Source organism: Youngiibacter fragilis 232.1 (assembly GCF_000495435.3).
In the GTDB taxonomy this organism is placed as follows: domain Bacteria; phylum Bacillota; class Clostridia; order Clostridiales; family Clostridiaceae; genus Youngiibacter; species Youngiibacter fragilis.
Window position 1 is genome coordinate 189,864 of the sequence record NZ_AXUN02000198.1, and the last position, 13,252, is coordinate 203,115.

The window sequence follows — 13,252 nt, forward strand, 5'->3', positions numbered from 1 at the left end:
AGCCATTGGATGAACAATGGCTGAACATGATATCCAAAAACATACGGGAGAGCCAAAAATAAGGTATAATCAATGGTGAATACGAAGAACAGATTGGAGAGAAAACATTTGGCCAGATTACTTGTAATAGACTCGAACAGCATAATGAACAGGGCATTCTATGCCAATCCGGACTTTACCACATCCACAGGACTTCACACCGGAGCGGTCTACGGATTCATGAACATGCTTCTCAGGATCAGGGAAGACATAGCCCCGGACTACATAGTCGCGGCCTTTGACAGGCCGGGTAAGACCTTCAGGCATGATGAGTATGAGGACTACAAGGCGGGAAGGAAGGGCATGCCTGACGAGCTTGCCCAGCAGTTTCCTGTGATAAAGGAACTGCTTTCCTATTTTGCCGTGGACATACTTGAGATAGACGGATTTGAGGCTGATGACGTCATCGGGACTCTGTCGCTTCAGGCAGAGGAGGACGGGGACGAGGTTTTCGTGCTCTCTGGAGACAGGGATACCCTGCAGCTTGCGTCAAAGCTCACAAAGGTCGTAATAACCAAGAAGGGAGTTTCGCAGACCGAAGTTTACGACCATGACAGGTTCGTAGAGGTATTCGGGATCACCCCTACCCAGTTCATCGACGTGAAAGGTCTCATGGGTGATGCCTCGGACAACATAAAGGGTGTTCCGGGTATAGGAGAGAAGACCGCGTTCAAGCTTATAACCGAGTACGGTTCAATAGAGAACCTCCTCATGAACCTCGACTCCATAACCCAGAAGAAGCTTAAGGAAAACCTTACCGAATACAGGGAGGATGCGATATTCTCAAAGAGGCTGGCCACGATAATAAGGACAGCGCCTGTTGACATAGACCTGACAAAGCTGAGAAGCCAGGAGGCATATGACATAGACAACATAAGAAGGATGTTCTCTGAGCTCCAGTTCAAGAGCCTTCTTGACAAGTTCAAGGCTGAACCTGCGAAGGAGGAGACGGCACCTCTGCCTTCAGAATTCACTGCCATTGACAGTCCTTCGGAACTAGCTGCCCTTGAAGGAAAGTTCAAGAAGGGCGACCTTGTCGCATTGTCCTTCGACATAAGGCAGTCCATGATGCTCACTGAAAGGGATGTGACTTCCGTATATGTGGCATCTGATAAGGGGGACTACGCTATCAGCCTGTCATTCATCATGTCAGATGGGAAGGCATTGGGAATCCTCAAGGATTTCCTTGAGGATGAGGAGATAAGGAAGGTATGCTTCAATGTCAAGGATGCATACACTACCTTAAGGAGTCATGGGATTGAGCTTAAGGGCGTGGTGTTTGACGCAAACCTTGCCGCCTACCTCCTAGACCCGGCTGACGGCAAGCTGTCGCTTAAGGACCTGGCTCTCAAGAACATAGAGTCCTTCACCCTGACAGAGGGTGCTGAAGGAAGGGTAAACGAGACAAGGGGGCTTCACTCGCTTTATGAGAAGCTCGGAAAGGCGATAGAGGAAGCAGGGCTAAGGGAGCTTCTCTTTGATGTGGAGATGCCGCTGACCTTCATACTGTCAGACATGGAGATCGAAGGCTTCAGGGTAGACGGCAGGATGCTCGATACATTAGGTGACAGGTTCAGGAAGGACATCGCCGGAATGGAGAAGGAGATATTCGAGCTTGCCGGGGAGACGTTCAACATAGCGTCACCAAAGCAGCTTGGAGTCATACTTTTCGAGAAGCTTGACCTGCCAGCAACCAAGAAGACCAAGACAGGCTACTCGACAAATGCGGAGGTCCTTGAATCACTCAGGGACAAGCATCCGATAATAAGCAGGATAATGCTCTACAGGCAGCTCACCAAGATCTATTCGACGTATATTGAAGGGCTTAAGGCTGCGATAGATACCGACGGGAAGATCCATTCCAACTTCAACCAGACTCTGGCGACGACCGGAAGGCTGTCAAGCACAGAGCCGAATCTCCAGAACATCCCCATAAGGACAGAGATGGGAAGGGAGATAAGGAAGGTGTTCATCCCTGACAAGGAAGGGGACCTGCTGGTTTCAGCCGACTATTCCCAGATAGAGCTTAGGGTGCTCGCTCATATCGCAGGCGACGAGAATATGATAGAGGCGTTCAACAATGACATAGACATACACAGGAAGACCGCTTCGGAGGTTTTCAACGTTCCCCTCGACGAGGTAACGCCGCTGCAGAGGAGCAACGCCAAGGCGGTCAATTTCGGCATAGTGTATGGAATCTCCGACTTCAGCCTTTCAGGTGACCTTGGCATAACAAGGAAAGAGGCAGGGGAGTACATAAGGATCTATTTCGAAAGGTATCCGAAGGTAAAGAAGTACCTTGAGGACATAGTGGAGGTAGCAAGGCAGAACGGATATGTGACAACCATTATGAACAGGAAAAGGTACATTCCTGAGGTGAATGACAGGAACAAGATAGTGCAGGCGGCAGGTGTCCGTCTGGCAATGAACAGCCCTATCCAGGGCAGCGCCGCAGACATCATTAAGGTCGCCATGGTGAAGGTCTACAACGCGCTCAGGGAAAGGAACCTGAAGTCAAAGCTTATCCTCCAGGTACACGATGAGCTCATCCTGAATGTGCCCGCTGAGGAGCTCGATGAAGTCCAGAAGCTCGTTACGAGCGAGATGGAGCATGCGCTCGACCTCAAGGTGGAACTCAAGGCTGAAGGCTCATATGGCTCCACCTGGTATGAGGCATAGCATGCTTAGGATAGGAATAACAGGAGGCATTGCTTCAGGAAAGACCACTGTGGTCAAATATATCTCAGGTAAGGGCATACCAGTTGTAGATGCCGATATCATAGCGAGAGAGGTCCTGTCATTGTATCCGAAGATACTTGACTATCTTAAAGGCAGATATGGCGAGAAGGTCTTCAGTGGCGGGGAGCTTGACAGGAAGGAGCTGGGGAGGATAATCTTCTCAAGCGAAATGGACAGGAAGGAATATACGGACGTCATCATGCCTTACATACGTCTTGAGATCGAAAAGCGGCTTGACAGGCTGGAATCGGAAGGCTTCGCAGCAGCCATACTTGACGCTCCGCTCCTTTTCGAGGAGGGTTTTGAAAAGGACATGGACTGCAGCATACTTGTCTATGCTGAAGCCAAAGTCCAGCTTCAGCGCCTGATGAAGAGAAATGAGATCACGGAAGAAGAGGCGAGGCGCATGATCAGAAGCCAGATGCCTGTCAGAGAGAAGCTGGAGCTGGCTGATTTCGTTGTGGACAACAGCGGTGACCTGGAACGGACCAAGGAGGAGATCGATATGGTCTTCATGAAAATGGGTATTGAATGTGAAGAAGAGAAAGAAAAATAGAATGGCAGGACTGATCCTTGCGTTGCTCCTCATTGCAATTGGAGCTGCCTGGTATGCGGCAACCGTGGTTTTCCCGATCGGGTACCTTGATGCTGTCGGTAAGTACTCGGAGGAGTATGGAGTGGACAGGGTCCTCATACTTGCGGTCATCCATGCCGAGTCAGGCTTCGATCCTGAAGCGGTGTCTGCAGCCGATGCAAGAGGGCTGATGCAGATCAACGGGTCTACAGGAATATTCATAGCAGGAAAACTTGGCATTGAGGGTTACACGCAGGATAAGCTTTATGACCCTGAAACCAGCATACGGATGGGTACCTGGTACCTGTCGTACCTTGGCAGGTTGTTCAGTACCGAGAGGACTGCCCTTGCGGCATACAATGCAGGGCCTGGAAGGGTCAGGGAATGGATAGCGTCAGATGATTATGGAGACGGCGAGAACCTTCTCCAGATACCGTACGCGGAGACAAGGGACTATGTGGAGAAAATTGAACTAAGGAAAAAAATATACAGGCTTCTGTATTTCTGGAAGCTTTAGAGGAGATGGTCAAAATGAGGTTTCTGCCCGGATCCGGACTTGGAAGGGCAGCTGTGCTGCTGACAATGATATCTTTTGCCTTCATAGCGCTGACATACCTTATATTCGAGCGTATGGATGCTTTTATGACTGGTGGGGATTACATTGGCGCCCCAGTCATGGCATCTGCAATAGCGGCACTCTTCCTTGGCCTGGCAGCAGTGGTAAGGGATGAGGACCGTTCTGTGACGGTGCTGGTATCGGTCCTTTTCGGAGCCCTTGTGCTCCTGGTGATAGCCGGAAACATCATATTCCGATGATACTTAAGGAACGGGAGGCGAATGAGCTTTGGCTCATTCACCTCCCGTTTTCATGCAGACTATTTCTTTTTCCTGAACCTTCCATGCAGAGCGATAAGCCCTGCTGAAAGGAGCGTTGCCGCCAGGATGATTTTCCTGTTCCTTGAATCAAGGATGTTCCTGTAGTCAGCCTTGAGCTCGAAGTCTCCATCCGCTTCGAGGATGAGGGCTGATGTTCCCTTCAGCACACAGGACCCGCCATCGATCCTTCCTATGGGCTCGGTACCTGCATTTTCCTTGTCAGCGAGGATGCTCCAGCTGCCGTGAGGTATTCCAAGTATGACGTCATGCCTGTTCCCGTTGAATGCAACGAGCAGGCTTCCCTTTTTGCCGGGTGCTTCAGATGACACTACATATGCTGCTACATTGTGTTCCCTGACCCTAAGCGATGAGTCACTGCCTTTTCCGTAGAAGACCAGGTTCTTCCTTATCTCTTCAGCGGATCCAAGCCTTAATGCCTTCCTTGATTTCCTGAGCTCGGCAAGGCCCTTGTAATAGTGGAATATGTCAATGTTCCTTGTCTTGAGGTCCCAGTCCAGCATGTTGACACTGTCTCCTGACTTGTATGAGTTCTCATCTCCATCCTTCGTCCTCAGGAACTCTGAGCCTGCATGGAGGAACGGTATGCCCTGGGAGGTTAGGACTATCGCATCAGAAAGCCTGTTCATGTCCCTGAGGTACTCCTCATGGTTTCCTGAAGCTATCTTGAGCTTATCATAAAGTGTGTGGTTGTCATGCGCTGCGCAGTAGCTGATCGACTGCTCCGGGCTCCCTGCCCATGGAGCTTTAGAGTAGAGCAGGTCTCCCGTATCGATCTGTGGGTGGCTCACCGCACCGACGATTCCGAATTTCAGTGATTCCTCGCTGCCTGAGGCCCCTGCAACGAAACCCTTGCTTTTGGCCTTGAAGACATGTCCCCTGATCGCATCCCTCATGTCATCGTTGAAAGCACCGATCCTCCTTGTCCTTATGATGTTCTTCTTTACCAGCCGCTGGTCCTCAGGCAGGGGGCTGTCCTTTGCTGTCCAGCCTTCACCGTAGATAAGCGCTGAAGGGTCCTTCTCGTGTACCTTCTTCTCGATGAGTGCCATGGTCTCTACGTCATGGATTCCCATAAGGTCGAACCTGAAGCCGTCAAGCCTGAATTCCTCAAACCAGTAGAGAACCGAATCGACCATGTATTTCCTTGCCATGGGCCTTTCGGAGGCTGTCTCGTTTCCGCATGCGGAGGCATCGGTGAACTCCAGTCCCTTTGTCCTGTGGTAGTAGTAGGGGACTGAAAGGTTTAGCCATGAGCCTTCGGTCAGGCCCGTATGGTTGTAGACCACGTCCATTATCACCTTCAGGCCATTTTTGTGCATGGCCATTATGGCTTCCTTAAGCTCCCTGATCCGCTTATTGCCGTCGAAGGGGTCAGTGGAGTATGAGCCTTCAGGCACGTTGTAGTTGTACGGGTCGTATCCCCAGTTGTAGCCGCCTTTCTCCTCGTCGACAGTATGGAAGTCGAAGACAGGGAGCAGCTGCACATGTGTCGCCCCGAGCTCCTTGATATGGTCGATCCCTGTGGTGAACCCATGGGGATTCCTTGTCCCTGTCTCGGTAAAGCCGAGGAACAGCCCTTTATTCCTTATACCTGAGGTCCTGCTTACTGAAAGGTCCCTTACATGGACCTCGTAGATTATGGAGTTCACGGGGTCGGTAGATTCAGGTTTCCTGTGTTCCCTGAAGCCGGGGGGGTCCGTATCCCCGAGATTCACTACCATTGACCTTGCACCGTTGATCCCTGCTCCCCTGGCATAAGGGTCGGCAGTCTCATTTGAATGGCCGCCAAAGCTTACGAGGAACGTGTAGTAGGTTCCTGAAAGGTCTCCGTCAAGCGTGCTCAGCCATGTGCCGCTTATGCTCCTTGCCATATCTTCAGTCAGGTAGGGCAAACCGCCTTTCTGCGATTTGAATAGCCTCAGCTTAACTGAATCCGCAAAGGGCGACCACAGCCTGAATGTGGTTTTTCCCTGAGAAACCCTCACTCCAAGGTCGTCGCCGTCATAGGTGTAGCTATCCCTGAATTCCCTCGTATCATATGCTTTCTGCATCTCTGAAAAGGTCACGGTATCCTCTCCTTAGGTATCAACTTAATGATGCTGTTAATTAGCTTCAGTATACTACATAGTGTGTAAAACAAAAATGAGGAAGCCTCAGGCTTCCCCACATCTTATCTTTCTCTCAGCATTGAGCGTCTTCTCAGATATTCCTCTTCGGATATTTCGCCTTCAGCGAATCTCCTGTCAAGGATCTCCTTAGCCCTGCCCCTGTCTTCCCTGTAATCATCGTATCTTCTTCCGCCATGGTTGTCATTGAAGAACATGAAGAGCAGTATCACCAAGAGTATTGGAAAAAACATCATCTTTAGTCACTTCCTTTCTGTGTCATATGTCATCCTGTGATGAGCTTTTTCTTCCTCTGGTATTCCTCTTCAGTAAGTTCGCCCTTGGCGAACTTTTCATCGAGTATCCTCAAAGCATCGGGGGAATAGGTCCTCGTCATCGTATCTGTATGGTATGACGTATGTCCGCGCCTTGCGATCCTTACTATCAGATATACTATGAGAGCTAGCATCAGGATTCCGACTACGACCATGAAGCCGATCTGCCATGGGTTCATCCTGCCGTAATACCAGTCCATCATCCCGCCTCTTCCATCGTATCTGTAATTGTTGAATAATCTTGGAAACATGTTTTCACCGCCTTTATCTTGTTTACTATATGATAGTACACAATTATGAACAAAACATGTTGAAAGGGCGGTACAACTGTGGCAAGAAAGTGGCAGTTTATTTACCCATATATCTTTGCCATACTGATTCGGCACTTTCAGACGAGATGTCCTCGGGTACGTATAGAAGGCCCACAAGCTTGTGGTCCGCCAGGATTACATAGGTGCCGGTTTTTTCAAGGATAAGGCTGGCAGATGCATTGTCGCCGTTTGTCGTGAGGTGAGCGTTCTCCTCATTTGTCCAGGCGTTTACAATTTCAATCTCCTTGTCCTTGTAGAGGAAGTCCTTGAGCCCCATTTCAAGCTTCAGTTCCTTTTTCGGCTCCGCGACAAGTATCAGGGGGACCAGCTCCTCTCCCGATGCGACGACCTTCAGCTCCTGATAGGTTCCTTTGTCCTCGGCGAAACCCACATACGAGTCGGGTCGTGGTGCGGTCACATTACCTTTTCTTATGGATTTCTCTTCTGTCAGGTCGACTGTCTTAAGGTCGTCTACAACCATTATCCTGCCCTTCAGCATGGACATCCAGCATGAGAACAGTATGTCGTCCTTGCCAGGTGTTATCGAGACGAAATTGTCTCCTTCAGAGAGGCGGAACTCCTTCCTGAAGGCTGGAATTGTAAGTGCTGAATTACATTGAGTCAGTTCCTCTGCCTTGAAGTTTATCTCAAGTGGAATACCTTCCAGTGCATATACTATCTGCGGCTCGAAGCCTGATGCGGTCACCCTTATCTCTATTGACTGCCTGCCATCCCTTACGATAGCCTTTGCTGCAGAATCATCCTTTTCAGATGAGAAGAAGCCGGCAATGAACGAACCGGGTGAAAGGTCTATCCCAAGGGAAACCAGGCCTCTTCCGCCCAGTGAAAGTCCGAAGAGAAGGACTAGGATGCCTGAGGCATGTGCAATAAGGCGGCCGGATTTTCTCGAGAGGCTTCCCGAAATTATTCCGAATCCCAGCATGAGAGGAACGGTACCTATTGAGAAGGCAAGCATTGCAAGTGCACCAAGAACCGGACTTCCTGTTCCAAGTGCGAAGATCTGCATTGTCTGAAGTGCTCCGCAGGGCATGAGCCCGTTAAGGAGCCCGACTATGAATGGTGAGCCGCCTGTGTTCATCCTACCGAATGAAGGAAGTTTTAGGGAAAGCCAGGAAGGCAGCCTTATTCCTGAGATCTTGAGCCCCATGATGACCATTGCAGCCGCAGCTCCCAACTGAAGGGCACCCTTCATGCCCGGAGTCAGAGAAAGAGCTGATCCCAGGAGACCTGCAAGAGCACCTAGAGCAGTATAGGAAACAACTCGGCCAAGGTTATAGAGGATAGATGAGCCGTGCATGCCAAGCCTTGGGAAGCTGCCTCTTCCGCTCTGGGAGAGCGCTATTCCCCCGCACATGCCTATGCAGTGGAAAGAGGAAAACAAACCAGCGGCAAAAAGCATGGCATATGAGGCCGAGCTGCTTATCCTCAGCGGATCGAATGCACCGTACATGCTTCCGGCGAATATGAGGATGCCTGCCGTGGCAGCTATCGCATAACCCTTGACGGTCCCGTTCCCTGACGGCATATATCCTGTTTCGGAAAGCTTCTCCTTTATTTCATCAATCGTGCACATGTCTTCATCGAATGTAATGTCACAGGCATTCTCCAGGTGGTCCGCCCTTGCGTTGAGGACACCGGGAATGTCCATAAGAGCCCTCTCAACGGTAGCTTCGCAGCTTGTGCAGGTCATATGTGCAAGCTTCAATTTTCTTGTTAATATCTTCATAGTACTTCCTTGCTGTCGGCATTTATGCCGTAAATTCGTAACTCCTTAAAAATAACAGAAAGCAAAGCAAAAATCCACCTGTTTCGACAAAGTGCATCAAGGTGAAATGTGAATTTTTAAGTGCTGGAATTAACAGGTATTTTCACTTTCTGGCAAGCCAGCTGCCTTCCCGGTGTATATAATGAAGGTGGAGTGTGGTTAGGGAGGTGGATGTTTGGATTACAGAAGAATTCCCATTGCAATGGCAATAATCCTGTCTGTGGGTTTGGCAGGATGTTCGCAAAATGGATATGTACAGGCGACGATGCCTGTATTTGGAGGAAGCCCTACAGTATCTGAAGCACCGGTACAGCCGGTGCCGTCTCAGGAGCCGGCAGGCACTGAGACTGAAGCTGGAACGGGATATGTGGTTACCCTTGATCCTGGACATCAGGCTGAGGAAAGCAGAATCCTCGAACCGATAGGCCCTGAATCTGATGTGATGAAGGCGAGGGTGTCTTCAGGGACATTGGGTATTATAACCAAAATACCAGAGCATGAGCTTGTACTCGACATATCACTGAGGGTAAGGGCAATCCTTGTCGAGAAGGGGATAGAGGTCGTCATGACAAGGACAACAGATGATGTTGACCTAAGCAACATCGACAGGGCAAGGATAGCAAATGAGAGTGATTCAGACCTGTTTGTGAGGATACATGCAAATGGCGCTGATGACACTGAAGTCAGTGGAATTTCTGCATATTATCCCGGCGCGGGAAACAATTGGACAGGACACCTCTCCGATGACAGCAGGAGAGCATCCCTTATGATACTTGAGGGTATCGTCAGGGAGACCGGAGCGAAGGACAGGGGAGCCAGGGCAAGCAACAGCTATACAGGCATCAACTGGTCAGAGGTTCCGGTAACCATAATTGAGACTGGATTCATGACAAATCCAAATGAGGATAAGCTCCTTTCGACCGATGAGTACAGGCAGAAAGTTGCAAGTGGCGTAGCTGATGGAATAATTCAATATCTTGGGTTGTAGAATACAAATGAGAACAAGGGAGGAATATCAATGACAAATTACAAGTTTCCTGAGGGCTTTCTATGGGGCGGGGCGGTTGCAGCGAACCAGTACGAAGGCGGATACAATGAGGGCGGCAAGGGACTTTCGACAGCAGATGTCATGACTGGAGGAACCCATACTATTCCAAGAAGGATAACGATGGAGCTGGAGGAGGGTACACATTACCCGAGCCACGAGGCTATAGACTTCTACCACAGGTACAAGGAAGATATCGCGCTGTTCGCGGAAATGGGATTCAAGGTATTCAGGCTGTCAATCGCATGGTCCAGGATATACCCCAACGGATACGACCTTGAGCCGAATGAGGAAGGTCTGAAGTTCTACGATGACGTGTTCGATGAGCTCAGGAAGCACAATATCGAACCTCTTGTAACAATCTCCCATTACGAGATGCCACTGGGACTTACTTTGAAATACAACGGCTGGGCAGGAAGGGAATGCATCGACCATTATGTCAGATACTGCGATACCATATTCAGGAGATACAAGGACAAGGTCAGGCTTTGGCTGACCTTCAATGAGATAAACATACTCACCATGCCAATGGGGGCTTTCCTTGGCGGAGGCATGATCCTTGACAGGAGCGGGATCTTCGGGAACAATGCGGATGACATTCCGGAGGTAAGGTTCCAGGGGCTTCACCACCAGTTTGTGGCGAGCGCAAGGGCAGTGAAGCTTGGCCATGAGATCAACCCTGAATTCAAGATAGGATGTATGCTTGCATACCTGACCTTCTATCCCCATACCTGCAATCCTGACGATATTGTCCTGGCGCAGCAGAAGGATAACCTGACCAATTTCCTGTGCTCTGATGTCCAGGTAAGGGGAGAATATCCTGGGTTTGCAAAGAGATTCTTCAGGGACAACGGCATCGAGATAAAGATGGAGCCTGGAGACGAGGAAATCCTTAAGGAAGGGACAGTAGACTACTACACCTTCAGCTACTACATGTCTAACAACGTGAGCACCCAGCCTGACCTTCAGGCCAGCTCAGGAAACCTAATGGGCGGAGTCAGGAACCCTTATCTAGAAGTCAGCGACTGGGGCTGGGCTATCGATCCCAAGGGACTCAGATGGACGCTCAACAACATATACAACAGGTACAGGATACCCCTCATGATCGTTGAGAACGGCCTTGGTGCTGTTGACAAGATAACTGAGGACATGAAGGTGCATGACAGCTACAGGATCGACTACCTCAGGAAGCACATCGAGCAGATGGGTGAAGCGCTTCAGGACGGAGTGGACCTCATTGGCTACACCCCGTGGGGCTGCATCGACCTTGTAAGCGCATCCACAGGCGAGATGCACAAACGCTACGGGTTCATATACGTGGACAAGGACAATGATGGTAACGGAAACCTGGACAGGTACAGGAAGGACAGCTTCCACTGGTACAAAAAGGTAATCGAATCAGACGGAACGGAACTCGGTTAATAGGATTGGAAATGCGGAAGGAGCCATTAGTTTGGCTCCTTTCCTTTGCTTCAGGTCTCTTTGGCAGCTTCTTCCCTGACTATGCTGTCTGCCTCATCCTTTGAACGTGCCTTTCCAGCAAGCCTTCCCTTCACATTCATCAGCCTGCCGCCGAATGAGAGGCTTCCTGTGATGTAGGGGATGAATCCCATTGATGTGACGAGATTGCTCACTGTTTCAAGCGCCTGTCCATCATCTCCCGCAAGGAAGGAGATGATACCCTTTCCCCGGTCATCAAGGTACCTGCTTATCTTGAATGTATTGAATGCCTTGACGACCCTTGCTGATGGCACGAGTTCCTGTATCACCATGCTTGAGGGTTTCCCGCCAAGGTCAATGAGGTCAAAGCTCTCGTCCACGTTGTTGGTGACATCAATGAGTATCCTGCCACCCATGTCTCCAAGCTCTTCGAGAACCTTACCGGTGTCCTTCCACCTGACAGCAAGGACAAGGATTTCCGATACTGACTTAAGATCATCCTTCCAGACTGGGTGGACCGTCTCAAACTCACTGAATACACCAGAAAGCGTTCCGGGGTCCCTTGAGTTTGCTATGTATACCTCATGGCCTGACATGGCCATGGACCTGGCAAGTACAGATCCAACAGTGCCTGCCCCTATGATACCGATTTTCATGTACATCACTCCCCTGATTCAAGGATAGTGTCTTTTTTTGAGCGTAAAGTGAATGCAGTGTTAACAATAGGTGACCAAAAGATAATCCGGAAACAATTTTTTTGCCAATATCCTTATGAGTCTCAAAGGGACTCACAATTTGTGAGTGATGCTCTCAAAAATATTTTGGAAAAATCCTTGACGAAACCCGGTTCTGATAATAGAATAATAAATGTGGTTGGAACGCGCAGATGTGGCGAAATCGGCAGACGCACTATCTTAAGGGGGTAGCGAGCACAGCTCGTATGGGTTCAAGTCCCATCATCTGCACCATAACGTTGGAATTGCCGAAACAGGTCCGGATAAACCACGCCGGATAAAAACTGAAAACGATGATTCCTGCAAGGACCCCTGCCGGGGTCCTTTTGCATTCCCGATATTTACTGGTGGAGTCAGAATTGGATGTTGTGAATAATTGAAACAGGAGAAGACGGTAAGGAAGTAGGATCTCTGAGATAAACATCTTAGGGTCCTTTTTTAGCGTAACGAAGCATATTTCGGTAAATAATGAACATGGTCAATCTGATGGCTTAGTCAGCTTAATGCAGTTGGAATCCTTACGAAGCTGTTATCGTCATTACTCAACAGTACGACCAGTGTTTCACAATCTTTTCTGGATCTTAACACACTCTTATCACAAATGACCATTATCATTAAGCTATAAAGATAAAGGAGGATGACGATAATGAAGATTGTAAAGACAGTATCTGCGATTGCTGCAACAGCCCTTATGGCAACCACTTTTTCTGTGGCGGCTGCAACCATGAACAAAGCAATGGTTGGAGAGGGAGAGCAGGCAAAGATCCAGGCTAAGATAGCAGAGGGAGAGCAGGCAAAGACACAGGCAAAGGTAGCTGAGGGGGTTCAGACTCAGACACAGGCAAAGGTAGCAGAGGGAGAGCAGACTCAGATGCAGGCAAAGGTAGCAGAAGGAGTACAGACACAGACCAAGGCAAAGGTAGCAGAGGGAGTGCAGACTCAGACCAAGGCAAAGGTAGCAGAGGGAGTGCAGACTCAGACACAGGCGAAGGTAGCAGAGGGAGTACAGACTCAGACACAGGCAAAGGTAGCAGAGGGAGAGCAGACTCAGACACAGGCGAAAGTAGCTGAGGGGGTACAGACTCAGGCTCAGCTTCAAATCGGAGAATCAACAGATGGTGGGCAGATGGTTCAGAGTCAGAATGGTGATGGTTCAGGGAATCAGATGCAGGGAACAAACGGCGGAAAATAATATACTTTAAATCAAATCAGCGGCAGGCAAATCTGCCGCTGATTTGATTTCATCT

Annotated in this window: 12 protein-coding genes and 1 tRNA gene; 8 read left to right on the top strand and 5 right to left on the bottom strand. The window is 49.6% G+C overall.

What is annotated here, in order from left to right:
* Positions 1–72 precede the first annotated feature (72 nt).
* From polA to T472_RS14800, 4 genes are read left to right on the top strand one after another with little or no spacing between them, the layout of a single operon-like run.
* Positions 73–2,718 (top strand): DNA polymerase I, encoded by a 2,646-nt coding sequence (gene polA / locus T472_RS14785; RefSeq protein ID WP_052011827.1) that lies wholly within the window; start codon positions 73–75, stop codon positions 2,716–2,718.
* Position 2,719: 1 nt separating this feature from the next.
* Positions 2,720–3,334 carry a dephospho-CoA kinase gene (coaE, locus tag T472_RS14790; protein ID WP_023388770.1) on the top strand — a complete coding sequence of 205 codons (615 nt, stop codon included), beginning with the start codon at positions 2,720–2,722 and terminating at the stop codon, positions 3,332–3,334.
* A gap of 1 nt (position 3,335) precedes the next feature.
* A complete protein-coding gene (locus T472_RS14795; RefSeq protein WP_040907821.1) occupies positions 3,336–3,869 on the top strand; it encodes a lytic transglycosylase domain-containing protein in 534 nt (177 codons plus the stop codon).
* Positions 3,870–3,883: 14 nt separating this feature from the next.
* On the top strand, positions 3,884–4,168 hold the full coding sequence (locus T472_RS14800) for a hypothetical protein (protein ID WP_023388768.1): 285 nt from the start codon (positions 3,884–3,886) through the stop codon (positions 4,166–4,168).
* Positions 4,169–4,227: 59 nt separating this feature from the next.
* Here T472_RS14800 and pulA read toward each other — a convergent pair whose 3' ends face one another.
* The 4 genes from pulA to T472_RS14820 form a co-directional block, all read right to left on the bottom strand.
* The gene (gene pulA, locus T472_RS14805) at positions 4,228–6,315 is read right to left on the bottom strand and encodes a type I pullulanase (protein WP_023388767.1); all 2,088 of its coding nucleotides are present in this window, start codon (positions 6,313–6,315) and stop codon (positions 4,228–4,230) included.
* Positions 6,316–6,419: 104 nt separating this feature from the next.
* On the bottom strand, positions 6,420–6,611 hold the full coding sequence (locus T472_RS14810; RefSeq protein WP_023388766.1) for an SHOCT domain-containing protein: 192 nt from the start codon (positions 6,609–6,611) through the stop codon (positions 6,420–6,422).
* A gap of 29 nt (positions 6,612–6,640) precedes the next feature.
* Positions 6,641–6,940, bottom strand: coding sequence for an SHOCT domain-containing protein (locus T472_RS14815; RefSeq protein WP_023388765.1), 300 nt, complete (start codon positions 6,938–6,940; stop codon positions 6,641–6,643).
* Positions 6,941–7,037: 97 nt separating this feature from the next.
* The gene (locus T472_RS14820; RefSeq protein WP_023388764.1) at positions 7,038–8,747 is read right to left on the bottom strand and encodes an urease accessory protein UreH domain-containing protein; all 1,710 of its coding nucleotides are present in this window, start codon (positions 8,745–8,747) and stop codon (positions 7,038–7,040) included.
* A gap of 214 nt (positions 8,748–8,961) precedes the next feature.
* Between T472_RS14820 and T472_RS14825 the strand changes: the two genes are divergently transcribed.
* Together T472_RS14825 and T472_RS14830 are read left to right on the top strand one after the other, a co-directional pair.
* Positions 8,962–9,774: an N-acetylmuramoyl-L-alanine amidase family protein gene (locus tag T472_RS14825; RefSeq protein ID WP_023388763.1), complete on the top strand. Its 813-nt coding sequence runs from the start codon at positions 8,962–8,964 to the stop codon at positions 9,772–9,774.
* Positions 9,775–9,804: 30 nt separating this feature from the next.
* Positions 9,805–11,253, top strand: a complete 1,449-nt coding sequence (locus T472_RS14830) for a glycoside hydrolase family 1 protein (protein ID WP_023863674.1) — start codon at positions 9,805–9,807, stop codon at positions 11,251–11,253.
* A 50-nt stretch (positions 11,254–11,303) separates the two neighbouring features.
* Here the strand turns inward: T472_RS14830 and T472_RS14835 are convergent, their stop codons facing one another.
* Positions 11,304–11,927, bottom strand: coding sequence for an NADPH-dependent F420 reductase (locus tag T472_RS14835; protein ID WP_023388061.1), 624 nt, complete (start codon positions 11,925–11,927; stop codon positions 11,304–11,306).
* Positions 11,928–12,153: 226 nt separating this feature from the next.
* Here T472_RS14835 and T472_RS14840 point away from each other — a divergent pair.
* Together T472_RS14840 and T472_RS14845 are read left to right on the top strand one after the other, a co-directional pair.
* Positions 12,154–12,239 (top strand) — tRNA-Leu (locus T472_RS14840).
* Between the two features lie 412 nt (positions 12,240–12,651).
* A complete protein-coding gene (locus T472_RS14845; RefSeq protein ID WP_023863675.1) occupies positions 12,652–13,197 on the top strand; it encodes a hypothetical protein in 546 nt (181 codons plus the stop codon).
* Positions 13,198–13,252: the final 55 nt, after the last annotated feature.

Excerpts from the sequence above, each read along its gene's own strand:
- coaE (WP_023388770.1), top strand. The coding sequence starts at position 2,720 with ATGCTTAGGATAGGAATAACAGGAGGCATTGCTTCAGGAAAGACCACT.
- T472_RS14795 (WP_040907821.1), top strand. The coding sequence starts at position 3,336 with ATGGCAGGACTGATCCTTGCGTTGCTCCTCATTGCAATTGGAGCTGCC.
- T472_RS14845 (WP_023863675.1), top strand. The coding sequence starts at position 12,652 with ATGAAGATTGTAAAGACAGTATCTGCGATTGCTGCAACAGCCCTTATG.
- T472_RS14820 (WP_023388764.1), bottom strand. The coding sequence starts at position 8,747 with ATGAAGATATTAACAAGAAAATTGAAGCTTGCACATATGACCTGCACA.
- T472_RS14810 (WP_023388766.1), bottom strand. The coding sequence starts at position 6,611 with ATGATGTTTTTTCCAATACTCTTGGTGATACTGCTCTTCATGTTCTTC.
- T472_RS14830 (WP_023863674.1), top strand. The coding sequence starts at position 9,805 with ATGACAAATTACAAGTTTCCTGAGGGCTTTCTATGGGGCGGGGCGGTT.
- T472_RS14815 (WP_023388765.1), bottom strand. The coding sequence starts at position 6,940 with ATGTTTCCAAGATTATTCAACAATTACAGATACGATGGAAGAGGCGGG.
- T472_RS14800 (WP_023388768.1), top strand. The coding sequence starts at position 3,884 with ATGAGGTTTCTGCCCGGATCCGGACTTGGAAGGGCAGCTGTGCTGCTG.
- T472_RS14835 (WP_023388061.1), bottom strand. The coding sequence starts at position 11,927 with ATGAAAATCGGTATCATAGGGGCAGGCACTGTTGGATCTGTACTTGCC.
- polA (WP_052011827.1), top strand. The coding sequence starts at position 73 with ATGGTGAATACGAAGAACAGATTGGAGAGAAAACATTTGGCCAGATTA.